This window comes from Salinisphaera sp. Q1T1-3, from assembly GCF_003602005.1.
Classification (GTDB): Bacteria; Pseudomonadota; Gammaproteobacteria; order Nevskiales; family Salinisphaeraceae; genus Salinisphaera.
Window position 1 is genome coordinate 133234 of record NZ_QZWD01000005.1, and the last position, 23475, is coordinate 156708.

Genomic DNA, 23475 nt, shown 5'->3' on the forward strand with positions numbered 1-23475 from the left:
ACTGCAAAACCAAAGCAAGGAGAACGCAATGAGTGATGTGACGACCTACCAGAACTACATCGATGGCACGTTCGTCGAGTCGGTGGCCGGTGAGCTGCGCGACAATCGCAATCCGGCGAACGATGCGTTGTTGTCACGGGTGCCGGAGTCCGATGCCGACGATGTCCAGCGGGCGGTCGAAGCCGCGCGCGCCGCGCAGGCCGGTTGGGCGGCCACACCGGCGGTCGAACGAGCAGGGTATCTCACCGCGATCGCCGACAAGCTACGGGCCAACGCCGATCATCTGGCCAGCGTCATTGTGGCCGAGCAGGGCAAGGTGCGCGCCCTGGCCGAGACCGAAGTGAACTTCACCGCCGACTATCTCGACTACATGGCCGGCTGGGCCCGACGCATCGAGGGCGAGATCATCGAAAGCGATCGCCCCGGCGAGCACATGTTCCTGTTTCGCAAGCCGCTCGGCGTCGTGGCCGGCATCCTGCCCTGGAATTTCCCGTTCTTCCTCATCGCCCGCAAGATGGCGCCGGCCCTGGTTACCGGCAACACCATCGTGGTCAAGCCCAGCGAGGAAACGCCGAACAATTGTTTCGAGTTCACGAAACTGGCCGATACCGTCGGCTTGCCGAAGGGCGTGTTCAACGTTGTTTCCGGCGGCGGGGCGAGCACCGGTAACGCGCTTACGGCCCATCCGGATGTCGATCTGATCAGTTTCACCGGCAGCGTGGGCACCGGCTCGGCGATCATGCACAACGCCGCGGACCACATCACCAAGGTGAACCTGGAGCTGGGCGGCAAGGCACCGGCGATCGTGCTGGACGATGCCGATCTCGATCTGGCCGTCCAGGCGATCAAGGACTCGCGCGTGATCAACAACGGTCAGGTCTGCAACTGTGCCGAGCGGGTTTACGTGCAGCGCGGCGTGGCCGAGGCCTTCCAGGAAAAGATCGCCAAGGCCATGCAGGCCACCAGCTACGGCGATCCGGGCGCGGATTCGTCGGTGGATATGGGCCCGCTGATCAACCAGGCCGGCCTGGACAAGGTCTCGCGCATGGTCGATTCGGCCAAACAGGCCGGGGCCGAAGTGTTGACCGGCGGTCGCGTGGCCGATGTCGGCCAGGGCTATCACTTCGAGCCGACGGTGCTTGCCGCCTGCACGCCCGACATGGACGTGATGAAAGACGAGATCTTCGGCCCGGTCCTGCCGATCCAGGTCGTCGACGATCTGGACGAGGCGATCGCACTCGCCAACAACTCCGACTATGGCCTGACCTCATCGGTCTATACCGCCAGCCTCAATCAGGCGCTCAAGGCCGTGCGCGAACTGGAATACGGCGAGACTTACGTCAACCGCGAAAACTTCGAGGCCATGCAGGGCTTCCACGCCGGCACCGGCAAGTCGGGCATCGGCGGCGCGGACGGCAAGCACGGGTTGTACGAATACACCCGGACACACGTCGCCTATATCCAGACGTAAGACAGGCGTCGTCGCTCGGCGGACCGTTATGGTCTGCCGGGTATCTTGTCGACCATGCCATCGGGCGGCGCTCGGCGGTCCATCAGCCAGGCACGAGCGTCAGCCGGTTTGCGCTGACGCGCGATGACCGGGGCCGGCCGATCGCTATCGCGGATGGTTGTGGATGCGGCGCAGCGCTGCCCGTTCAGTCCAGTTCTGGGGGCGCTTTCAACCAGGCCTCGACCTCGGGCGGCAGTTGGCGCGGCTGCGGATCGAAGCCCTGGCGTTGCAGCCAGTCGCGTACGGCCAGCCCGGTTCCGCCCGGCCAGTATTGCGCGCAGGCCTTGTCCACGTGGAAGTATTCCGCGAGTTCGCCGTCGGGCAGGGTGATCTCGCCGTGGCCGACCAGGTGATAGGCCAGCAGGATCTGATTCTTGCGGGCAAAACCGTATACGCCGATGAACTCGGTGATCTCGGCGGCCAGCCCCAGTTCCTCGGCGACTTCCCGCACGACCGCATCGCGCGGTTCTTCGCGTGGCTCGAGAAAGCCGGTGACCACGCCATACATCCCCTTTGGCCAGCGCACATTGCGCGCGAAGACGAGTTGGCCCTCGTGCTCGACGATACCGGCGACGACCGGGATGGGGTTGTCCCAGAACACGAAACCACAGCCCGGATCGCCGCAGACGCGCCGATCGATTCCGGACAGGCGCTTGGTCATCAGCGGGGTGGCGCAGACGGGGCAATAGCGGCGACGGTCATCCATGGTTCCTCCAGTGCGCGCCTATCCTACGCGATCCCGGCCGCGACGAGACCATGCCGCAGGCCACCGACCGACGGTCATTCCAGAACCGAATCGATGACAGAAACAAATTCATTTGAGTGATCGATCGTCCACGCCTAGCCTGCATCCGCCGGCGCGATCACGGCGATGTCTATCGTCGATGTGATGCGAACCGTGCAAGTCAGGCCCTGCAAGGAGAACAAGAGTGGGCGACACGCGATTCTCGACGAATCTGGCGATCTGCTGTTTCGGATCGTTCATCAATATCGTGGCGATGACGGTGTTCATGCCGTTCCTGCCGGCTTATGTCGAGTCGCTCGGCGATTACTCGCCGGATCAGGTCTATGTCGCCTCCGCGGCCTGTTATGCGGTGACGTTTCTGACGGCCGCGGTGCTGGCACCGGTTTGGGGACGATTGGCCGACCGCTACGGCTCCAAGCCCAATCTGATTCGCGCCAGCTGCGGCATGTTTGTCTGTATGAGCCTGATCGCGCTGGCCGACTCGGTGTGGCAACTGTTTCTGTTGCGCGCCCTGGTCGGCGCGGCCGGTGGCTACACTTCGGGGGCGGCCATTCTCGTGGCACAGCAGAGCCGCACACACAGCGGTTTCACCCAGGGCCTGCTGGCATCCAGCGTCCTGCTCGGCAGTCTGGCCGGGCCAGCGATCGGTGGCTTTCTGGCGGTCGGCATCGGGATGCGCGGCGTGATCGCGATCACCAGCGCGCTGATTCTCGTCAATGTCATCGCCACGCTGGGCCTGACCTCGGACCGGCCGGAAGCCGTTCCCGGTCACGCTCGCTCGTGCACGCGGCCGTCGCCCGCCTTGGATGGGCGATACGCTGGGCTGCTGGTTGCTGCCGCGGCCGTGATGATCGTCAGCGTATCGATCGAGCCGATCATCTATGCCTACGTCAGCACCCTGCAGGGCGGGCAGACTCCGTTCGCCGCGGCCGGGCTGGCGCTGTCGGCCATGGCGCTCGGCAGCGTCGTCTCGTCGTCGATCGCCGGGCGCCTGGCCGACCGCATCGGTTACGAGCGTGTGCTGGCGGCCGCCTTCGGGCTGTCGGCGGTGTGGCTCGTGGCGCATGTATTCGTCGACCGGTCGAGCACGCTGGTCGTCCTGCGTTGTCTGCTCGGTCTGTCGATCGGCGGCGCGTTGCCCTGTATCCGCGCGCGGCTGAAGCAGATCAGCGATCCGGCCGGTATCGGTCGTGTGATCGGCTGGTCGACGTCGGCACAATACGTCGGCCAGGTCGCCGGACCGCTCGGGGCCGGTCTGATCGCGGCAGCGGTCGGCATCCCCGCGGTCTTCCTCGCGAGTGCAGCCGTGAGCGCGCTCGTGGCGCTGGGCTTCGTGACACGGGGGCTGCACGACAGCGCTTGATGTGCCATGGCCATCGCCGGACCGTATCAGCGACCACGGCCGATCCGAAAGCGCGCAGCGCGGCGCATGAAGGCCCGGCGGGCAGCCGGACCGGGAGCCGGATACGCATAGCGCATCTGGGTGTATTGCGCGGCCAGCTCGGGCAGCTCGGGCGCCAGGCTGGGTCGGCGCCGGACGGCTCGGGCGGCCAGGGCGCCTGGTGTTTCGCCGGTTATGCGTATCAAGCCACGACGGGCCAGCCGGCGTTCCACGCGCAGCCAGGCACGCACCACGCCGTCGGGAGAGCGCGTCGGGCGCATGCGCCAGGCCAGCAGCAGGGAAATCAGACCGAGGGCGGCGACGATGAGGCCGGTGAGCACGGCCAGCGCCGGCCCGAAGCCGCCGAGACCGAGACGGCTGAACAGTTTCTCCTGCAGAGCCGGGCCATAGGCCAGAAACCACTGGTTCCAGGCGGCGTTGATGCCGTCCCAGGCCATGCGTGCCTGAAACCAGGGGTCGCGGTCGTCGCCGCGTGCCATGAAGGCCAGATCGCCGCGGTCGGCCACGGCCGCGGCAATGCTGTCGTCGATACGCGCGGGGGCGACCGCCGCCGTGGGGTCGACGCGCACCCAGCCCCGGCCGGCGATCCAGACCTCGGACCAGGCGTGGGCGTCGGCATTGCGCACGATCCAGTAATCGCCGTAGTCGGCCTTGCGGGCGCCAAGGAAACCGGTGACCACACGGGCCGGCACGCCCGCGGCTCGCATGAGAAACGTGAAGGCGCCAGCGTAATGCTCACAGAATCCGGCTCGGGTGCGAAACAGGAACGCATCGATGCTGTCTTCGCGCGGCGTGCGCGGCGGACTGAGCGTGTAGCGGAACGGCTCGTGGCGAAAAAGCGCGCGGGCCTGGTTCACGATCGCCGGTGTGGAATCGGCCGCGGCGGCCCAGCGTTGTGCCAGTGCGCGAGCGCGGGGGTTGCCGTGTGTCGGCAGGGCGAGTGCGCGCCGGCGTGTGGCCGGGCTGAGGTCCAGCCCGAGCCGATACGATGTCGCTGAACGTTCGACGTAGCGTATGCGTTCCTTAATCGGCGCCTCGGCGACCAGCGTACCGCCCGTGGTGCGCCCATCGCCGGGGCGCGCTTTCAGCGGCGCATCGAGAGCGAGTAGCCAGCGCTTGCCGTTCGGCTCCAGCGTGATGTCAATGCGCAGCGGCGCGGACAGGGCCTCGACATCGCCGGGCGGCGGGGGCGCAGCCCGGTTCTGCCAGGTCCCGCCGGCCAGATCCCAGAACACGGGGCCGCGCCAGTAACGTTGATCGGGGGATGGCACCGGGCCGTCAAAGCGTGCCCGGAAAGCGACTGCGCCCGAACGCGCCAGTCGCTCGATCGCCCCGGGCGACATGCGATCGGACAGTCCGGTCAACCCGGTGCGGCCGTCGTTGGCCGGCAGGCCCCACAACGGGCCCGGCAGGCGAGGAAAAAGGAGAAAAAGCGCCACGGCAATGGGCACGGCAAGGCCCAGAAGCGCCGCCGACTCGCGCAGCGCGTGCCCGCTCCGGTGGGCGCCGGGCAGTGTGTGCAGATATACGAAGGCCGCGATCACGGCCCAGACACCGATGACCAGGCTGGCCGCCATGGCCATCGACTGCGAGAACAGAAACTGGGTGGCGAGCACGAAACAACACAGCGTCAGCACGACATACGCATCGCGAGCGCGTGTCAGTTCGGACAGCTTCAGGCCCAGCATCAACACCAGCAGCGACACGCCGGCATCCTGGCCGTTGACCCGGCCGAAGGCCGCGAAAACGCCCGCGAAGCAGGCCGCGGTCAACAACGCTCGGACGATGAGCGGCGGGGGGCGATGTCGTCTGGCCAGGGCGATGCCCTGCCAGATTAGCAGTGCGGCAACGAGCGCGCTGACCCACCACGGCAGATGCATGACGTGTGGTGCCATGATCAACGCCACGAGTCCGACGAGCACGCCGCGCTCTCGCGTGCCGAGGCGCATCGCGGAAACGTGCCGGCTCATGAGAAGACCGCCAGCGCGTCCAGACAGACACGACGATGGCGCGGGCCCTGATCCGGACCGTAGCGGGCCTCGGGCAGCACGAGTTCGTAGCGCCGGCCGGCTGCATCGGCCTCGACGATCCACAACGCGAGTTGCGACAACCGCGCTTCCAGGGCCAGATGGTCGAGCGCGCCGTAGTCGAAACAGGCACTCGGCGCACCGCCGGATCGAGCGCGTTCGCGAACCAGCAGATGCGGTCGACGCGCGCTGTGTTTCCAGTCGATATCGCGGGCCGGGTCGCCGTCGCGATACGCGCGCAGCCCGGCGAATTCTGTCTCGTTGCCACCGTGGGGGCTGGATTCGACTGCCCCGTCGGCCGGGCCCGTCGGGGTCGCCGAATCACCGTGCGGGCGCGGATGCACCATGACCGAAACATCCGGCGCCAGTTGCGTCCAGCATCGAAACAGGCCGAGCGGATAGCGCGACTCGAGCCTCATGGTGGGCAGGGCCAGCCGGCCACGCCGAGTGGTGGGCAGGTCGATCTCGACCGTGGTGTGTGGGCCGACATCGAAAAAACGCGTTGCGGTCGACCCGAGCGTGATACCCAACCGGCGCCGATCACGGCGGGCACGGCGCGTGAACACGAGATTGAGCCGAGCGGTGTCCCCGGCAAAGACCGGCGCGGCCTGGATTTCGTCCAGGGTGAGACCGGACAGGTTGCGATGTGCCCGGTGCATCGAGACCAGGCCGACGGCACCGAGCCAGAACGTCAGCACGAAGGCGAGGTTATTGCCGTAGTTGGTCGCGCCGAGCGTCATGACGAGCAACAAGAGCGCGAACAGGCCACAGGCGGCCGTCGGCAGGATGTACAGCCGACGCGGCGAGACGGCCAGCGGCGGCGGCGTGCGCGGCGTACGACGGTCGATCTGGCGCGCGACGAAACCGCCGATGCCGCGCCTCGGCGCTGCCATGTCAGGGCAGATCGACGGCGGCGAGCAGACGGGCCGAGGCGAGCCCGTCATCGGCGGCCAGATGCAGCCGATGGTCGACGACGGCCGGCAGCACGGTCTGAACGTCCTCGGGCGTGACATGATCCCGGCCGGCCAGCCAGGCGGCCGCCTGGGCCGCCCGGCGCAGGGCGATACCGGCTCGCGGCGACAAGCCGGTGGCGAACGCGTTATCCGTTCGGGTCCGTACGATCAGGGCCAGCAGGTAATCGATCAGCGGCGGGGCCAGGGCGACGTCTGCGACGGCCTGTTGCCAGGCGATGAGTTGTGCCGGATCGGCGACGGCAACCAGTGTCGGATCGGCCGGCCGCCCGGCGGCGGCCAGCAGGCGACGTTCCGCATCCGCCGGCGGATAGCCGATATGGATCCGCATCAGGAACCGATCGAGTTGCGAATCGGGCAGATCGAACGTGCCACTGCGGTCAACCGGGTTCTGGGTCGCGATCACATGGAAAGGCTTTTCGAGTACATGCGTGGCGCCCTCCACGGTGACCTGGCCTTCGGCCATGGCCTCCAGCAGCGCACTCTGGGTACGCGGGCTTGCCCGGTTGATCTCGTCGGCGAGAACGAGCCGATGAAACAGAGGGCCACGGCGGAAGACAAAGGCCGTGCGGTGGCTGTCGAAGACCGAGACGCCGACGATATCGCCGGGCAACAGATCGCTGGTGAACTGGATCCGAGTGAAATCCAGGGCGAAGACACGGGCCAGTCCCTGGGCCAGTGTGGTCTTGCCCACGCCGGGCACATCCTCGATCAGCAGATGTCCGCCGGCCAGCAGGCAGACCAACGACAGATCGATCGGCTCGGGCTTGCCGTGCAATGTCTCGGCAAGCCACATGCGGATATCGGTGAGCCGGCCCGGCGACTGCGGGTCGGGCCGGGCGGCGGTCTGCGAGGAACCACGCTCGCGCATCATCGAAGTGACAACAGAACAGCGATAGGGTCAGCCTACCCGGCCTGCAAAGACGATGCGATGCTCAATCGCCGCGTCCGATACGATCGTCGTGGCTGCGGTCGGGATCATTCTTGCGCTGGTATTCACCTTCGATGCTGCCGTCACGTCCGCTGCCCGGGCCACGCCGCCAGCCGCCGGCCGCTCCGGCACCGCGTCCGCCGGGGGCGAGTATGACGAGTCGGGACAACAATCCGCGGGCGATGCGCTCACGCAGGTTCGGTACCAGCAGGCAGAACCCGAGGATGTCGGAGATGAAGCCCGGCGTGAGCAGTAAAAGCCCCGCGAACAGCAGCGCGGCGCCGTCGACCATCGGCAGTGCCGGGGCTTCGCCACGCGCCTGGGCCTCGCGGATCCGGGCCATGACGGTCAGCCCCTGACGCCGTACGAGTTGGCTGCCGATCACGGCGGTCAGCAGTACGAGCGCGATGGTCGGCACGATGCCGATCAGCCCGCCGATCTTGATGAGCACGAACAGCTCGACGATCGGCGCGATGATGAACAACAGAAGCAATCGGGCAGCCATGGGTTTGTCTCGTCGGGTTCGTGAATGTTGTCGGTGCGGCCTCGGCATGGTCGATCTGTCTACAGGGCCGCGATGCGCGCTCGCTGTTCGGTCAATTCGCCGTGCTCGCGCTCCAATTCAAGCAACTGCGCACGCGCCTTGTCCACGACTTCGGCCGGTGCCTTGGCCACGAACGACTCGCTGGCCAGCCGGTTGCGCGTGCCGGCGAGATCCTTTTCCAGCTTGGTCAGACGCTTGTCCAGGCGTGCCAGTTCGGCCTCGGTGTCGATCAGACCGGCGAGCGGCACACGCAGCTGCATGTCGCCGACGAGTGCGACCGCCGATTCCGGGATCTCGGCGGCCGGCAGCTCGTCGATCGAGGCCACACCAGCCAGGAAATCGATCGCGGCGCGGTTGGCGCGCAGTCGGTCACGATCGGCGGCATCGGCGCCGGCCACCAGGACCGGAACACGCTGCTTCGGTGCCAGATCCATCTCGCCGCGGATCGTGCGCAGCCCGCCGATGACCTTCTTGAGCCAATCGATCTCGGCTTCGGCCTGCGGGTCGATGCGCGCCTCGTCGGCTACCGGGAACGGGGCCAGGGAAATACTGCGGCCGGCTGTCTCGGCATCGCCCCGGGCCAGCGGCGCGACACGTTGCCAGATCTCTTCGGTGATGAACGGCATCAACGGGTGCATCAGGCGCAGTGTGGTTTCCAGCGTGCGGACCAGCGTGCGCTGCGTGCCGGCTTTCGCGGCCGCGCTGGCGGGCCCGGACAGCACGGGTTTGATCAGTTCGAGATACCAGTCACAGAAGTGGTGCCAGACGAAATCGTGAATGGCGCTGGCGGCCAGATCGAAACGATAGGCATCGAACTGGGTCGTGACCTCGCGCTCGACCCGCTGGAGGTGCGACACGATCCAGCGATCCGCGGCCGAGAGCTCGATCGCCGCGTCGTCGGGCAGCTCGAAATCTGCGGGCACCTGCATGAGCGCGAAACGCGCGGCGTTCCAGAGCTTGTTGCAGAAATTGCGATAGCCCTCGACGCGGCCGAGATCGAAGCGGATATCGCGCCCGGGCGAGGCCAGGGCGGCGAAGGTGAAACGCAGAGCGTCGGTTCCGTAGGCCGCGATGCCGTCGGGAAAGGCACGGCGTGTGGCTTTCTCGATCGCCTTGGCCTTCTGCGGCTGCATCATGTTGGCGGTGCGCTTGGCGACCAGCGATTCCAGATCGATGCCGTCGATGAGATCGATCGGGTCGAGCACGTTGCCCTTGGACTTGGACATCTTCGCGCCGTCGGAATCGCGCACCAGGCCGTGCACGTAGACCTCGCGAAATGGCACATCGCCCATGAATTCCAGGCCCATCATGATCATCCGGGCAACCCAGAAGAAGATGATGTCGAAACCGGTGACCAGCACGCTGGTCGGGTAGAAGGTCGACAGCGCCTGGGTGTGCTCGGGCCAGCCGAGCGTCGAGAAGGCCCACAGACCGGAGGAATACCAGGTATCGAGGACATCCTCGTCCCGGGTCAGCGATACGTCGGCGGACAGCCCGTGCTTTTCCCGGACCTCGGTCTCGGAGCGAGCGACATAGACATGGCCGGCCTCGTCATACCAGGCCGGAATGCGGTGCCCCCACCAGAGCTGGCGCGAGATGCACCAGTCCTGGATGTTGCGCATCCATTCGAAATAGGTCTTGTCCCAGTTGCCGGGCACGAAGCGGATCCGCCCGTCCTCGACGGCCGCGATGGCCGGTTTCGCCAGGGTCTTGGCATCGACGAACCACTGATTGGTCAGCATGGGTTCGATGACCACGCCGGACCGATCGCCGTAAGGCTGCATGATGGCCTTGTCCTCGACCGTGATCATCAGGCCTTCGGCATCGATATCGGCGACGATGCGCTCGCGTGCGGCGAATCGGTCGAGCCCGCGATAGTCGTCGGGCACGAGGTTGATGGCATCGACGGTCATCGCGTCCGGCGTCTGGCCGCTGGCCACGATCGCCGCGGCCCGGGCGGCGGCCTCGGCGTAGGGTTCGCCGTCGTCGCGTAGATGGGCCCGCGTATCCATGAGTCGATACATCGGGATGTCGTTGCGCGTGGCGACCGCGTAGTCGTTGAAATCGTGGGCGCCGGTGATCTTGACCGCGCCGGAGCCGAACGTCGGATCGGGATAGTCGTCGGTGATGATCGGGATCAATCGGCGCTGGGCCTTCGGGCCGACCGGAATCTCGCACCGATGGCCGACGAGCGGGGCATAGCGGGCATCGTCCGGATGTACGGCGATCGCGCCGTCGCCGAGCATGGTTTCCGGACGCGTGGTGGCGATCGAGATGTAGTCACGGGTTTCGCGAAATGTCTCGACACCGTCCGCGTCGCGTTCAACGTATTCGTAGATCGCGCCATCGGCAAGCGGATACTTGAAGTGCCACATGTGGCCGGGCGAATCCATGTTCTCGACTTCGAGGTCGGAGATCGCCGTGTTGAGCACCGGGTCCCAGTTGACCAGACGCTGACCGCGATAGATCAGCCCCTTGTCATACAGGGCGACGAAGGTGTCCTGGACCGCATCGGAGAGCCCGTCGTCCATGGTGAAGCGTTCGCGCGACCAGTCGACGGATGCGCCCATGCGCCGCATCTGGCGCGTGATATGGCCGCCGGATTCGGCTTTCCAGTCCCAGATGCGATCAATGAACGTCTCGCGCCCGAGCGTCGTGCGCGACGTGCCCTCGGCCTCCAGCTTGCGCTCGACCAGCATCTGTGTGGCGATGCCGGCGTGATCGGTGCCCGGCTGCCAGAGCGTGGGATGACCGCGCATGCGGTGATAACGCGTGAGCGCATCCATCAGCGTGTGCTGGAAGGCATGTCCCATGTGCAGGCTGCCGGTGACGTTGGGCGGCGGCAGCATGATGCTGTACGGCTCGCCCGGCGCGTTGTAGTCGGGCGCGAAATAGCCGCGCTCCTCCCATACCGGGTACCAACGGGCCTCGATCGCATGCGGGTCGAAGGTCTTGTCCAATTCGGCCATGGGGTCTCTCTGTCCGGGCTGTCGCCGCGATTCTATTGACTGTCGTCTTTGGGTTCGAGGGTCGGTACGGCGGACCATGCCTCTCACGGCAGCAAAGGACCGCGCACTGAAAGAGGTGGTCGCTGTCGATCGCGCTGCGCTCCGCGCCTGCGGATCAGCGCGCCGGAATCTTGTGCGTGGTCAATGAATAACCACGATCCTTGAAATAGCGATAGCGTTCGCGCGCCGAAGCCACGTCGTCGGGGCCGACGATTTCGTTATGGCGCGAGAAACGTGAAAAGAAGGCGCCCACATCGCCGCCGATGTTGACGAGCACGTCGTCAAAGCCGTCCGGCGGTGTGGCGCTGCCGATGACCACCGGCGTCAGGTCATCGTCGGCGGCCAGATCATCGGCCGCGACATGCGGCACGAAACTGCCCTGACGGAAGGTCCAGAGCTGGCGGTCGAGGGTCTGGACCTGGGCCTGATCGCCGGCGTGCAGATAGACCCGATGCCCTTCACCGTGTGCTTTTTCCACGAGGCGGCACGCGAAGTGCGTGCACGCCTCGGGCGCGGTGTCTTCGAGTATGTAGAAGAAGACTTCGGTCATCGGGTCCGGTCGTCGCCTCGACTAGCCGATCACGACGAGGGCGTCGCGCGATCGATCAGGTACTGCACGAGCAGGCCGACCGGGCGGCCGGTCGCGCCTTTTTCCTTGCCGGATTTCCAGGCCACGCCGGCGATGTCCAGATGCGCCCAGCGCAGCTTGCGCGCGAAGCGATGCAGGAAACTGGCCGCCGTGATCGAGCCGCCCGCGCGCCCGCCGACGTTGGCCATGTCGGCGAAGTTGGAATCCAGATCCGACTGATAGTCTTCCCAGAGCGGCATCGGCCAGGCCCGGTCGCCTACCACGTCGCCGGCATCGCGCAGGGCACGACGCAACGGGCTGTTGTTGCCGTACAGCGCGGCCGCGTGATGGCCGAGCGCGACCACGGCGGCCCCGGTCAGGGTGGCCATGTCGATGACGGCATCCGCGTCGTAGTTGCGCTCGACATAGGTCAGGGCATCGGCCAGGGCCAGCCGGCCCTCGGCGTCCGTGTTCAGGATCTCGATCGTCTGGCCGGACATGCTGGTCAGCACGTCACCGGGCTTGAAGGCGTTGCCGTCCGGCAGGTTTTCGGTTGCCGCGATGACACCGACGAGATTGACCGGCATGTCCAGGTCCGCGGCAGCCTGCATGGCGCCGAAGACACCGGCAGCGCCGCCCATGTCGTATTTCATCTCGTCCATGGCCGCGCCGGGCTTGAGGCTGATGCCGCCGGCGTCGAAGGTCACGCCCTTGCCGACAAGCACCGTCGGCTTGTCGTTCTTCGCGCCCTGCATGTATTCCATGACGATGAACTTGGCCGGCTGGCTGGAGCCGCGCGACACGCCCAGCAGCGCTCCCATGCCCAGCGCTTCCATGTCTGCTTCCTCGAGCACGGTCGTCTTGACGCTGTTCTCGCGATCGGCCAGGGCGACGGCCTGTTCGGCGAGATAGGTCGGCGTACAGATGTTGCCCGGCATGTTGGCCAGATCCTTGGCCAGCTTGACGCCGTTGGCCGTGGCCACGCCTTCGTTGACGCCGCGCTCGGCGCGCGGCAGGTCGGAGCGACGTGGCACCTGAAAGGTCAGGCGAGACAGCTTGCGCGAGTGTTTTTCGTATTCCGGGCCGCGGCAGGCCTCGAAACGATAGAACGTCTCCTCGACCGCCAGCAGCGCCTGCTTGACGCTCCAGCCGAAGTCGTCGCGCCCGCGGACGTTGAGCTCGGTCAGATAGCAGGCTGCGTCCACGCCGCCCATGACATCCAGTTCGGCCGCAGCTGCCTTGCAGGCCTTGTAATAGGCCCGCGTGTTGAAGTCGCGTTCCTTGCCGCAGCCCACGAGCAGGATACGATCGCAGAAAAGATCATCCAGGCCGTGCAACAGTGTGGTCTGCCCGAGTTTGCCGTCCATGTCACCCCGGCGCATCACCGAGGCGATCAGGCCACCGCTGGCTTCGTCGAGTGCTTCGGCTTGCGCCGACGGCTTGCGCCGATCGAAGATACCGACAATGACACAGCCGACACGCTGTTTTTCCGGGCTGCCGCTCTTGACGAGATATTCCATGCTTGCTCCTGCGAAGCCGAAGTTAAAAATGCTGTTGCCAACCGACGCTTTGCGATGTCATTTCCTTGAAGTCGAAAGGCGATGACGCAAGCCGAATTGGCGAAAGCGCGAAGTTTACCTAAACTCAAAAAAAAATCATCCCCCGGGGTACGCCCCAACTATTTAAATAAATAATTCTCGTTATTGGAATAGCCGCTGTTCATGCCTCATGTGATTTTCCGTCATCTGCTCGGTGAAACGGCCAAGACCTGGCTCGTGATCACTGCCGTATTCGTGTTTCTCACGCTCGGTATCGGTCTGTCTCGTTTCATCGGTGACGCCGCGGCCGGACAGGTTCCGGTCAACACCGTCATCACGCTCGCCGTGCTTTCGGTGGTCGGCAACATGGACATCGTCATGCCGTTGTCCATTCTGCTGGCCATCATGCTCGTGGTCGGACGGCTGTGCCGCGATAATGAAATGGCGGCGCTGATGGCCGGCGGCGCCGGTCTATCGGTGATCTATCGGCCGTTTCTCACGGTCGCGGTGGGCGTCGCGGTCATCGCCGGGACATTATCGCTGGTCGTCTCGCCTTACGCCGAACGTACGATGAACCAGCTCGGCGCGCAGACCGTGGCCAATGCCGTGCAGTCCGTCACACCCGGGCGGTTCGCGAGCTTCGATGACGGGCGCATCGCATTCTATGCCCGCAGCCGGGACGATGCCGGCAATCTGCATGATGTCTTCATTCGCGTCGTGCGCGAGAACGAGGCCGGCCGCAAGGTCCAGACGGTGGTCACGGCCCGGAAGGCCCGACAGAAGATCGACAATCAGCGGGCCGTCACGCTGGTGCTCACCGACGGCTGGCGCTACGAGGGCCAGCCGGGCCAGGCGGACTATCGCATGGTGCGCTTTGGCGAGCACGGTGTGCATCTGCTGCCCGGCAATGCCGTCAAGAAGGACGATGAGGATGCGATGTCCACGCTCGCACTGATGGCCAGCGACGATGGCGAATACATCGCGACCTGGCAGACACGGGTCTCGGTGCCGCTGTCGATCATCATTCTGGCGCTCATCGCGCTGCCCATCGGCCGCGTGCCGCCGCGGGCGGGTCGTTACGGGCGCATCATCGTCGGGATTCTGTTTTTCGTGGTTTATCTCAATCTGGTCCGGCTATCCGGTCAGGCGCTGGAAAGTGAACTTCTGCCGCCGATCATCGGCGAATGGTGGGTGCATGTCGTCGTCGCCGGTATCGCGATGTATCTGATCGCCCGCGAGAACGGGTTCGGCCAGCAGCCGAAGGACAGGCAGCGATGAATCTCATCGATCGCTATATCGCGCGCACCATCGTTGCGGCCACCGGGGTCGTGATTCTCGTCATCGGCGCCTTGTTGTCGCTGATGTTGTTCATCAGCGAGGTCGATAACATCGGCGACGGCAGCTACGGACTGCTCAAGATTCTGGCCTGGGTGGCGATGATGCTGCCGGCACGCCTTTATCTGGTCCTGCCGGTGGTGGCATTGCTTGGTTCGCTGCTTGCACTCGGGGCGCTGGCAGCCGGCAGTGAGCTGGTCGTGATTCGCAGTGCCGGCGTATCGATGAAGCGGCTGGCGATCTCGGTCAGCTTCGCCGGTCTGGCGCTGGCGATCGTCACTGTGCTGCTCGGCGAATTCGTGGCCCCCACCGGGGTTTCCGATGCCACGCAGCTGCGCGACAAGGCACGCCACGGCGAGGCGAAGCGTTCGGTGGACGACGGCCTCTGGCTGCGCCAGCAGCAGTGGTATCTGCGTATCGATTCCGTACTGCCGGGTGGGCGTATCGACGGGCTGTACGCGTATCAGTTGAACGACGATGGCCAGCTCACCGAATCGGTCAAGGCCCGATCGGCGCATACCGATGGCAATCAGCTGATTCTGGACTCGCCGCAGATCACGGTGCTTTCGCCGACGAAAAGCCAGACCGAAACGCCCGAGCATCTGGCGTTGCCGATCAAGATTTCCCCGGACGTGCTGGAACTGGCGGTCACGCAGCCGGACGAGCTGTCATCCAGCGGCTTGTGGCGTTACATCGACTATCTCGATGCCAACGATATCGATGCCGACGACTACCGGCTCGCGCTGTGGCGCAATATCGTCACGCCGTTCACGGTCTGGGCGCTCGTGGTCTTCGCGCTACCGTTCGCCTTCGGTTCGTTGCGCAGCGCCAGCGCCGGCCAGCGTCTGTTCGTCGGCGGGCTGATCGGGCTGCTGTTCTTCCTGTTCAACGAGATCGTTGCCTCGACCGGGCCCGTTTACGGCATCCCGCCCTGGTTCGCTGCCAGCCTGCCGACCGTATTGCTGGCCCTGGGCACCGGTTACTGGATGCGGCGTCTCAATTGATGTCATCGACGCCCGGCACCACCGGGCGTCGATCGAACCACGGCGCCATGCGCTCGAGCTGGCCGGCCAGTTCGAAAAGTCGGGTTTCGCCGCCGGGTGGCCCAACGAACTGGCTGCCGAGCGGCAGCCCTTCGGGCGTCCAGTACAACGGTACCGACACGGCCGGCGTGCCGGTCAGATTGGCCAGCTGCGTGAACGGCACCCAGGCCAGATTGGTTTCGGCCACGCGATCGAGCATACCGCTGGCGATCAGGGCGCGGCCGGTCGGCAGGCGAAGCATCACGGGCAGAAGCGCGCGCAAGATCGCCGGCGTGTCGAACGAGCCGACCGGACATGGCGGGCCGGCCAGCGTCGGCGTGAGCAGCAGGTCGCATCGGGTATGGAAATCGGCAAGGGCTTGGCGATAACCGCGCCAGCGCTCGTGCATGGCGGCGTATTCGGTGGCCGAAAACGCCCGGCCCACATGCGCCATGGCCCGTGTGTCCAGCTCGAAATCCCGCCAGTGACCGTGTGTCCGGGCGCGGATCTCGTCGAGGGCGACGGCGATGCGCACATACCAGGTCATCAGGAAATCCTGTGTCAGCTGCCGGCCGTCGATGCGCGGCGCAATGCGTTCGACGTGATGACCGGCATCCGTGAGCTGTTTCGTCGTGATTTCGAGCGCGGCGTGGGCTTCGGGCGCCAGCGGCAAGCCGAGGGGGGATTCCGCCATCACGCCGATCGTCATCGGCGCCGGGTCGATTTCGGCCGACTCGCGATAAGGCCGTATCGGCGGGGTGATATGGGCGATCGCTCCGGGCTCGTAGCCGGCCACGGCATCGAGCATTGCCGCGCTGTCGCGCACCGACCGGCTGATCACATGATCGGTGGCGATGCCGTGAGCCTGATCGGTGAAATGCGGACCGGCCGGTACGCGGGCACGCCCCGGTTTCAGGCCGAACAGGCCGCAGCAAGCCGCAGGAATACGAATCGAGCCGCCCCCATCGTTGGCACCGGCCATCGGAACGACACCGGCGGCCACGGCAGCGGCCGAGCCGCCGGACGAGCCGCCCGGCGTGCGTGTCGAATCCCACGGATTGCGCGTGATGCCGTTGGCCGCAGTTTCGGTCACCCCCTTGGCGCCGAGCTCGGGCGTATTGGTCTTGCCGAGCACGTTGACGCCGGTTGCTAGGAACCGCGCAACGATTTCGGCGTGGCGTTCGGGCCGGAAATCGGCCGCGCGCAATGCCTTGCAACCGTAGGTGCTGCGTACGCCGGCGTAGTCCTGGAAAAGATCCTTGAGCAGAAACGGCACGCCGGAAAACGCCCCGGGCGCCGGCTTGGCCGCGCGTTGCCGGGCGTGATCGTCCATGCGGGTGACCACCGTATTGAGGACCGGATCGATCGCCGATAGACGGGCCAGCGCCGTGTCGACGAGTTCGGTGGCCCGGACTTCGCCGCGTGCTATGCAGTCGGCCAGGGCAGTGGCATCGTGTTTGACGTATTCCTCGAAGCGCATCGTTGCGGCCCGTCGGTGACTGTCCGGCCAGATTACGGCTTCGCGCGGTCGGTCGCGAAATATGTCGCCGACCGGGATAATGCGCCGTTTCGGGCCACAGCATGTAAACTAGGGATTATTGATGTTTCGTGCGAGCGCCGCGTTGGCGTTCGTAAATCGTGTCCTGCAAGGCGCGCGTTGCTGCATCGTGGCGTGCCACGATCCGGCCTGCCGACGCCGCAGGGCAGGGTTTGCGGCCCAACTCTTCGAGACGACCGCTGTTTTGCGGCAATCCGGGGTTCTAGCACGCTGGCGCCGCATGACACGCTATGTGTGCTACGCCTCGTCTTGCCGCAAAACAGCGTTTGGCGCGGGCTCGCACGAAATATCAACAGGCCCTAGCGGCCGTTTCGCAAGTCATCTTCATTCGGGGCGGATTCATTAACGAGTTAAAAGTCATCGAGGCGAGCGAGCATGGCATCGCCCGCGCAGATCTGTCCGATGCCGCGCTTTCCGTGCTTGACGGGCTTCACGAGGCCGGCTATCGCGCCTGCCTCGTCGGCGGGGCGGTGCGCGATCTGCTTCTGGGCGTCGTGCCCAAGGATTTCGATGTTGCCACCGACGCCGAGCCCGAGGCCGTGGTCGACGTGTTCGGGCGCAAGGCACGCCTGATCGGCCGACGTTTCCAGATCTGCCATGTCCGCTTCGGTCGCGAGATCATCGAGGTCTCGACCTTCCGGGCCGATCCCGGCACCGCGGACGGCGACGACACGCGCGAGGTTGATGAGGCCGGGCGCGTGCTGCGTGACAACGTCTTCGGCTCGATCGCCGAGGACGCGCGCCGACGCGATTTCGCGATCAACGGGCTCTACTGGGACGTGGCCGATGAATGCGTCCACGACTATGTCGGTGCCATGGACGACATCGCAGCCCACCGGCTGCGTCTGATCGGCGATCCGCGGGTGCGTTATCGCGAGGATCCGGTGCGCATGATCCGGGCCGTGCGCATCGCGGCCAAGCTCGGGCTCACGATCGATCCGCCGGCCGAGCCGCCGGCCGATATGGTGGATCTGTTGGCCGATGTGCCGGCCGCGCGTCTGTTCGACGAAGTGCTCAAGCTGCTCATGCATCCGGCCGGCCCGGCGGTCTATGCCGGTTTGAAGCACTACGACCTGCTACGGCCGCTGTTCCCGCAGACCGGCGCAGTGCTCGCCTCGCCGGCAGGCGCCTCCAGCGAGACGCTGATCGAGAAAGCGATCTTCAACACCGCTGCCCGCATCGAGGCCGGCAAGCCGGTCACGCCGGCCTTCATCTTCGCGGCCCTGTTGTGGCCGGCGGTGCGCGAACGTGCCGCCGATCTGGAACGCGAGGGCATGCCGCCGGCACCGGCGCTGGCCAGCGCCCAGAGTTATGTCGTGACACGCCAGGCCCAGCGCGTGGCGATCCCCAAGCGTTTTTCCATTCCGATGCGCGAGATCTGGCAACTGCAGCCACGCTTTCACAAACGACGCGGACGCCAGCCCAATCGTCTGATTCCGCATCCGCGTTTCCGCGCGGCCTACGATTTCCTGCTGCTGCGTGCCGAGGCCGGTGAAGTCGACCAGGCACTGGCCGACTGGTGGACTGTCATGCAGGACGATCCGTCCACGCCGAAGCCGGCCTCCGGCGCGGTACCGAAGAAACGCAAGCGCCGCGGCGGCCGTCGTCGCAAGCCGCAGGTCGACCAGACCAGCTGAGGCGCGGCGCCTCGACATGAGCGATCGGTCAGACAGGGCCGGTGAGGATCGGCGGCACCGCGCGGTGGCCTGGATCGGCATCGGCAGCAATCTCGACAATCCGGCCCGCCACGTCGCCGACGCCCTGGCCACACTCGCCGATGGCGCCGAGCCGCGACTGCTGGCGCGCTCGCGCTGCTACCGGACGGTGCCGGTCGGCGGCCCGGCCGATCAGCCGATGTTCTGCAACGCCGCTGCGGCGGTGGCCACCACACGCGATGCCCCCGCGCTGTTATCGTACCTGCAGGCCATCGAGTCCGCGCATGGGCGCATCCGCGACGTCCGCTGGGGCCCGCGCACGCTCGATCTCGACATCATCGCCTACGACGATCGCCGATCGGCGGATCCGCGACTGACGCTGCCGCATCCACGGGCGCATGAGCGGGCTTTTGTTCTGGTGCCGCTGGCCGAGATTGCGCCGGCGCTCTCGCTGGGGCCGGCCGGACGTGTCATCGACTGTCTGGCCCGCGTGGATGCCAATGACATCGCGCCGTGGCGGGGGGCTGGATGAAGCCGGGCGCCTATATCGCGATCGAGGGGCCGATCGGCGTCGGCAAGACGACTCTGGCCACGCGTCTGGCTGCCGATCTCGGCGCCGGCCTGCTGGCCGAGCAGCCCGACGACAATCCGTTCCTGGCCGATTTCTACGATCATCCGGAAGCCCAGGCGTTGTCGACGCAGCTGTTCTTTCTGCTCCAGCGGGCACGTCAGATCGATACGTTGCGGCAATCGGACCTGTTCTCGGCCGGCTGCGTGGCCGATTTCATGTTCGACAAGGATCCGTTGTTCGCCCGTCTGACCCTGTCGGGCGCCGAGCTGGCACTCTATAAAGATATCCATGCCCGACTGGCGTGGCAGGCGCCGTGTCCGGACTGCGTGGTCTATCTCGATGCCGGTATCGACACGCTCGTCGAGCGCGTGGCAAGACGTGGCCGGACCGCCGAGGCCGGTTTGACGCGTGCCTATCTGGCGCAGGTCAAGGCTGCCTACGAGACGCATTTCATCGATTATGCGGCCGCGCCGGTGGTGCGGGTGGATACGGATGCGCTCGATCTCCTTGGCGACGAGGGTGCCTATACGCGCCTGCGCGAGGCGATTGCATGCCCCGGGACGGTGCACGCGCTGCCCGGGACTGGGACGCCGATGCTATAGTCCGGGCCATGAATACAAGCCCTTACCCCCATCTGCAGCAGCAATCGGCCCGGCCCGTCACGCTGGGCGATCTGCGCGCCATGAAGAACTCCGGTGACAGGATCGCGTGTCTGACCGCCTATGACGCGAGTTTCGCCGCGCTCGAGGATCGGGCCGGCGTGGATGTCGTACTCGTCGGTGACAGTCTCGGCATGGTCGTCCAGGGCGGCGCCTCGACGACCGGCGTGACGCTCGATGACATGGTTTATCACAGCCGCATCACGGCCGCCGGTCTGTCTCGCGCCTTTCTGATGACCGATCTGCCGTTTCTGACTTATGCCACGCCGCAAGCCGCGCTTTCGGCCGCCCATCGGCTCATGGCTGAAGGCCAGGCCAAGATGGTCAAGATCGAGGGTGGCGCGGAAATCGTCGAGACCGTGGATTTTCTGACCACGTATGGCGTGCCGGTCTGCGCGCATCTCGGGTTGCGACCGCAGATGGTGCACAAACTCGGCGGCTTCAAGGTTCAGGGGCGCGATGCTGCCGACGCCGAGACGATTCTCGCCGATGCCAAGCGCATGGAAGCGGCCGGCGCGGATATCGTGCTGCTGGAGTGCGTGCCTTCGTCGCTCGGGGCCCGCGTGGCGGCGGCGCTGTCGATACCGGTCATCGGTATCGGCGCCGGTCCGGATACCGATGGCCAGATCCTGGTGATCTACGACATCCTGGGGCTGTCGCCCGGCAAGAAGCCGCGCTTCGTCCAGAATTTCATGGCCGATGCCGACTCCCTGGACACGGCGACGGCCGACTATGTCGCCGCGGTCAAGAGCAGGGCTTATCCGCGCGACGAACACGGTTTCAAGTAACCCGGCAGACAGACAATGCAGATTCTGAGAACGATCGCCGAGGTGCGCGCCTGGCGGCGCACGCGTGAGCGGGTCGGCCTGGTCCCCACGATGGGCAACCTGCACGCCGGTCATCTGGCGCTGGTCGAGGCCGCCGCGGCCGAACAGACCTCGGTCATTGCGAGCATCTTCGTCAATCCGCTGCAGTTCGGCCCGAACGAGGACCTGGCCAGCTATCCGCGTACTTTCGATGCCGACCGGGCCGCGCTCGAACATGCCGGCGTGGCGGCGGTCTTCGCGCCGAACGTGGCCGAAATGTATCCGGACGAGGCGCGTAGTGCCACGACGGTGCATGTGGCGGGTATCACGGAGATGCTGTGTGGCGCGCGGCGGCCGGGGCATTTCGACGGCGTGGCCACGGTGGTCTCGAAGCTGTTCAACATCGTGACGCCGGATGCAGCGTATTTCGGTGAAAAGGATTACCAGCAGCTGGCGGTGATCCGTCGGATGGTCGCCGACCTGGCCTTCGGCGTGGCGGTGATCGGCGTGCCGACAGTGCGTGAGCACGACGGCCTGGCCTATTCGTCGCGCAACGGCTATCTGGACGTATCCCAGCGCAAGCAGGCGTTGGCTCTGTCCGCGGCCATTCGCGACGTGCGCACGCGGCTGGAAGCCGGCGAGACCGATTATCGCGGTCTGGAGGCGCGCGGCTGGTCCCAGCTGGCCGATGCCGGCTTCGACCCGGACTACTTTGAAATACGCGACGCCACACTGGCACCGGCGACGCCTCAGACGCAGCAGTTCCGCGTGCTGGGTGCTGGTTACCTCGGCCGTACCCGCCTGATCGATAACATGGGCGCCGCGCGCACCGCGTGATTACCGGCGGCGGATTGGACGGTAAGCCGGTGCACATGCGGTGCCACGTCCCGCTTCGTCTGTGCCCGCGATCTGTGGATTGCACTGACGCCGTGGGCTAGGCTGCGGGGCACCCGATGATATTGCGAGACAGCCGCGTTTCGACAACGCGAAAGGCAAACCATGATTGATCCGACACAGACCCAGAGCTGGCAGGCCCTGACCGAACTCGCCGCCGACCGAGGCGACCAGCGTACCGTTGCGCTGTTCGATCGCGATCCCGAGCGGGCCACGCGTTATCGCCTGGAAGCGGCCGGCATCACGCTCGATTATTCGAAGCAGCGCATCGATGACGACATCCGCACTCAGCTCGCCGGACTGGTCGCCGAGTGCGGCGTCGAACAGGCCCGCGATGCGATGTTCGCCGGTGATCATGTGAACACCAGCGAGGATCGGGCGGCCTGGCATGTGGCGCTGCGTGCGCCCGAGGCAGCGCCGATGTACGACGAAGTGCACGAAATTCGCCATGCCATGGCCGACTTCGCACAGGAAGTACGCGCCGGCCAGTGGCGCGGGTTCGCCGGCGATGCCATCACCGACGTCGTCAACATCGGTATCGGTGGTTCTGATCTCGGTCCGCGCCTGATCTGCGAGTCGCTGTACACCGGTGACGGCCCGCGGCCGCATTTCGTGGCCAACGTCGATCCGCACGATCTGGATGACACGCTGGCCCGGCTGGATCCGAAGACGACGCTCGTCATTGTCACCTCCAAGTCGTTCGGTACGGCCGAGACGCTCGCCAACGCGCGCGTGGCGCGCCAGTGGCTGATCGACGGGGGCGCCGGCGAGGGCGATGTCGCCAAGCATTTCGTGGCGGTGTCGAGCAATCGCGAGAAGGTCTCGGCGTTCGGCATCGAACGCATGTTCGGGTTCTGGGACTGGGTTGGTGGCCGTTATTCGCTCTGGTCGGCCGTGGGCCTGTCCATCGAGCTCGCACTCGGTCCGGATGTGTTCGAAGCTCTGCTGGGCGGTGCGCATGCCATGGACACGCATTTTCGCGAAGCGCCGGTCGAGGACAATCTGCCGATCTGGCTGGCATTGGCTGGAATCTGGAACAACAACTTCCTCGATCTGACCAGCCACTGCGTCGTGCCGTATGCCCAGCGCATGGCCAATCTGGCCTCGTTCCTCCAGCAGCTGGAGATGGAATCCAACGGCAAATCGGTCACGCGGGACGGCCAGCCCACGACCGTGGCGACCGTGCCGACCATCTGGGGCAGTGTGGGGACCAACGCCCAGCACGCTTATTTCCAGATGCTTCACCAGGGCGATCTGACCGTCGATCTGGATTTCGTGTTGCCGCTGTCCGATGCCGATCAGGCCGGCGACGAACGCGAAGTCGAGCGCGTGGCCAACTGTCTGGCACAGGCCGAAGCGCTGATGTGCGGCCGTGACAGTCAGGCGCTTGCCGAAGAGCTCAAGGCGGAAGGGCTGTCGGGCGATGCCCTGTCGCATCGTCTGGCCGCGCGTCAGTTCGCCGGCAACCGGCCCTCGAACATGCTCGTCATGGACCGGCTGGATGCCCACCATCTGGGCGCGTTGATCGCTGCCTACGAGCACAAGGTGTTCGTCCAGGGCATCATCTGGAACGTCAACAGCTTTGATCAGTGGGGCGTGGAGCTCGGCAAGACCATGGCCGGCAAGCTGGTCGAGGATCTGAACACCGCGGGCACGCCCTCGGCGCACGATGCCTCGACGGCTGCACTTCTGTCCCGCGTGCGGCAACGCTGGCAGCGATGAGCCAAGGGA

The 23475-nt window shown here is 65.8% G+C and carries 19 protein-coding genes; 10 read left to right on the top strand and 9 right to left on the bottom strand.

What is annotated here, in order from left to right; genetic code table 11:
* Window positions 1-28: 28 nt before the first annotated feature.
* Complete coding sequence (aldA, locus tag D3260_RS06815; RefSeq protein ID WP_120097827.1) at window positions 29-1471, top strand: aldehyde dehydrogenase; 1443 nt, start codon at window positions 29-31, stop codon at window positions 1469-1471.
* Window positions 1472-1655: 184 nt separating this feature from the next.
* Here aldA and D3260_RS06820 read toward each other — a convergent pair whose 3' ends face one another.
* The gene (locus D3260_RS06820; RefSeq protein ID WP_120097828.1) at window positions 1656-2216 is read right to left on the bottom strand and encodes an NUDIX domain-containing protein; all 561 of its coding nucleotides are present in this window, start codon (window positions 2214-2216) and stop codon (window positions 1656-1658) included.
* A gap of 223 nt (window positions 2217-2439) precedes the next feature.
* Between D3260_RS06820 and D3260_RS06825 the strand changes: the two genes are divergently transcribed.
* Window positions 2440-3618 carry an MFS transporter gene (locus tag D3260_RS06825; RefSeq protein ID WP_120097829.1) on the top strand — a complete coding sequence of 393 codons (1179 nt, stop codon included), beginning with the start codon at window positions 2440-2442 and terminating at the stop codon, window positions 3616-3618.
* 26 nt (window positions 3619-3644) lie between these two features.
* Here the strand turns inward: D3260_RS06825 and D3260_RS06830 are convergent, their stop codons facing one another.
* From D3260_RS06830 to D3260_RS06860, 7 genes are all read right to left on the bottom strand, one after another.
* The gene (locus tag D3260_RS06830; protein ID WP_120097830.1) at window positions 3645-5627 is read right to left on the bottom strand and encodes a DUF3488 and transglutaminase-like domain-containing protein; all 1983 of its coding nucleotides are present in this window, start codon (window positions 5625-5627) and stop codon (window positions 3645-3647) included.
* Entirely contained in the window at window positions 5624-6577 is a 954-nt protein-coding gene (locus tag D3260_RS06835; protein ID WP_158583422.1) for a DUF58 domain-containing protein, read from the bottom strand. Before D3260_RS06835 ends, D3260_RS06830 begins: the two co-directional genes overlap by 4 nt.
* A 1-nt stretch (window position 6578) precedes the next feature.
* Window positions 6579-7451, bottom strand: coding sequence for a MoxR family ATPase (locus D3260_RS06840; RefSeq protein ID WP_120097904.1), 873 nt, complete (start codon window positions 7449-7451; stop codon window positions 6579-6581).
* A gap of 139 nt (window positions 7452-7590) precedes the next feature.
* Window positions 7591-8091, bottom strand: a complete 501-nt coding sequence (locus tag D3260_RS06845; protein ID WP_158583423.1) for an FxsA family protein — start codon at window positions 8089-8091, stop codon at window positions 7591-7593.
* Window positions 8092-8150: 59 nt separating this feature from the next.
* Window positions 8151-11099, bottom strand: a complete 2949-nt coding sequence (locus D3260_RS06850) for a valine--tRNA ligase (RefSeq protein ID WP_120097833.1) — start codon at window positions 11097-11099, stop codon at window positions 8151-8153.
* Window positions 11100-11253: 154 nt separating this feature from the next.
* Complete coding sequence (locus D3260_RS06855; protein WP_120097834.1) at window positions 11254-11688, bottom strand: DNA polymerase III subunit chi; 435 nt, start codon at window positions 11686-11688, stop codon at window positions 11254-11256.
* Window positions 11689-11717: 29 nt separating this feature from the next.
* Window positions 11718-13226: a leucyl aminopeptidase gene (locus tag D3260_RS06860; protein ID WP_120097835.1), complete on the bottom strand. Its 1509-nt coding sequence runs from the start codon at window positions 13224-13226 to the stop codon at window positions 11718-11720.
* Window positions 13227-13427: 201 nt separating this feature from the next.
* On the opposite strand from D3260_RS06860, the gene lptF reads away from it, so the two are divergent.
* Window positions 13428-14522, top strand: coding sequence for an LPS export ABC transporter permease LptF (lptF, locus tag D3260_RS06865; protein ID WP_120097905.1), 1095 nt, complete (start codon window positions 13428-13430; stop codon window positions 14520-14522).
* A complete protein-coding gene (gene lptG / locus D3260_RS06870; RefSeq protein ID WP_158583424.1) occupies window positions 14519-15583 on the top strand; it encodes an LPS export ABC transporter permease LptG in 1065 nt (354 codons plus the stop codon). The genes lptF and lptG overlap by 4 nt, the downstream gene beginning before the upstream one ends.
* Here lptG and D3260_RS06875 read toward each other — a convergent pair.
* Window positions 15576-17081: an amidase gene (locus D3260_RS06875; protein ID WP_120097837.1), complete on the bottom strand. Its 1506-nt coding sequence runs from the start codon at window positions 17079-17081 to the stop codon at window positions 15576-15578. The genes lptG and D3260_RS06875 overlap by 8 nt on opposite strands.
* 308 nt (window positions 17082-17389) lie before the next feature.
* Here D3260_RS06875 and pcnB point away from each other — a divergent pair, with 308 nt between their 5' ends.
* From pcnB to pgi, 6 genes are all read left to right on the top strand, one after another.
* Complete coding sequence (gene pcnB / locus D3260_RS06880; RefSeq protein WP_255415811.1) at window positions 17390-18796, top strand: polynucleotide adenylyltransferase PcnB; 1407 nt, start codon at window positions 17390-17392, stop codon at window positions 18794-18796.
* A 16-nt stretch (window positions 18797-18812) separates the two neighbouring features.
* Entirely contained in the window at window positions 18813-19346 is a 534-nt protein-coding gene (gene folK / locus D3260_RS06885) for a 2-amino-4-hydroxy-6-hydroxymethyldihydropteridine diphosphokinase (protein WP_120097838.1), read from the top strand.
* Window positions 19328-19987 (top strand): deoxynucleoside kinase, encoded by a 660-nt coding sequence (locus tag D3260_RS06890; protein ID WP_147418123.1) that lies wholly within the window; start codon window positions 19328-19330, stop codon window positions 19985-19987. Before folK ends, D3260_RS06890 begins: the two co-directional genes overlap by 19 nt.
* A gap of 8 nt (window positions 19988-19995) precedes the next feature.
* Entirely contained in the window at window positions 19996-20832 is an 837-nt protein-coding gene (gene panB / locus D3260_RS06895; protein ID WP_120097840.1) for a 3-methyl-2-oxobutanoate hydroxymethyltransferase, read from the top strand.
* Window positions 20833-20847: 15 nt separating this feature from the next.
* A complete protein-coding gene (gene panC / locus D3260_RS06900) occupies window positions 20848-21687 on the top strand; it encodes a pantoate--beta-alanine ligase (protein WP_120097841.1) in 840 nt (279 codons plus the stop codon).
* A gap of 162 nt (window positions 21688-21849) precedes the next feature.
* Entirely contained in the window at window positions 21850-23466 is a 1617-nt protein-coding gene (pgi, locus tag D3260_RS06905) for a glucose-6-phosphate isomerase (protein ID WP_120097842.1), read from the top strand.
* The last annotated feature ends 9 nt before the right edge of the window (window positions 23467-23475 follow it).

Bases quoted from the DNA above. Each gene is read 5' to 3' on its own strand.
- pgi (WP_120097842.1), top strand. From the start codon at position 21,850: ATGATTGATCCGACACAGACCCAGAGCTGGCAGGCCCTGACCGAACTC.
- D3260_RS06850 (WP_120097833.1), bottom strand. From the start codon at position 11,099: ATGGCCGAATTGGACAAGACCTTCGACCCGCATGCGATCGAGGCCCGT.
- panC (WP_120097841.1), top strand. From the start codon at position 20,848: ATGCAGATTCTGAGAACGATCGCCGAGGTGCGCGCCTGGCGGCGCACG.
- D3260_RS06835 (WP_158583422.1), bottom strand. From the start codon at position 6,577: ATGGCAGCGCCGAGGCGCGGCATCGGCGGTTTCGTCGCGCGCCAGATC.
- D3260_RS06840 (WP_120097904.1), bottom strand. From the start codon at position 7,451: ATGTGGCTTGCCGAGACATTGCACGGCAAGCCCGAGCCGATCGATCTG.
- lptF (WP_120097905.1), top strand. From the start codon at position 13,428: ATGCCTCATGTGATTTTCCGTCATCTGCTCGGTGAAACGGCCAAGACC.
- D3260_RS06845 (WP_158583423.1), bottom strand. From the start codon at position 8,091: ATGGCTGCCCGATTGCTTCTGTTGTTCATCATCGCGCCGATCGTCGAG.
- D3260_RS06820 (WP_120097828.1), bottom strand. From the start codon at position 2,216: ATGGATGACCGTCGCCGCTATTGCCCCGTCTGCGCCACCCCGCTGATG.
- D3260_RS06875 (WP_120097837.1), bottom strand. From the start codon at position 17,081: ATGCGCTTCGAGGAATACGTCAAACACGATGCCACTGCCCTGGCCGAC.
- D3260_RS06860 (WP_120097835.1), bottom strand. From the start codon at position 13,226: ATGGAATATCTCGTCAAGAGCGGCAGCCCGGAAAAACAGCGTGTCGGC.
- lptG (WP_158583424.1), top strand. From the start codon at position 14,519: ATGAATCTCATCGATCGCTATATCGCGCGCACCATCGTTGCGGCCACC.
- D3260_RS06830 (WP_120097830.1), bottom strand. From the start codon at position 5,627: ATGAGCCGGCACGTTTCCGCGATGCGCCTCGGCACGCGAGAGCGCGGC.
- aldA (WP_120097827.1), top strand. From the start codon at position 29: ATGAGTGATGTGACGACCTACCAGAACTACATCGATGGCACGTTCGTC.
- D3260_RS06855 (WP_120097834.1), bottom strand. From the start codon at position 11,688: ATGACCGAAGTCTTCTTCTACATACTCGAAGACACCGCGCCCGAGGCG.
- folK (WP_120097838.1), top strand. From the start codon at position 18,813: ATGAGCGATCGGTCAGACAGGGCCGGTGAGGATCGGCGGCACCGCGCG.
- panB (WP_120097840.1), top strand. From the start codon at position 19,996: ATGAATACAAGCCCTTACCCCCATCTGCAGCAGCAATCGGCCCGGCCC.
- pcnB (WP_255415811.1), top strand. From the start codon at position 17,390: ATGTGTGCTACGCCTCGTCTTGCCGCAAAACAGCGTTTGGCGCGGGCT.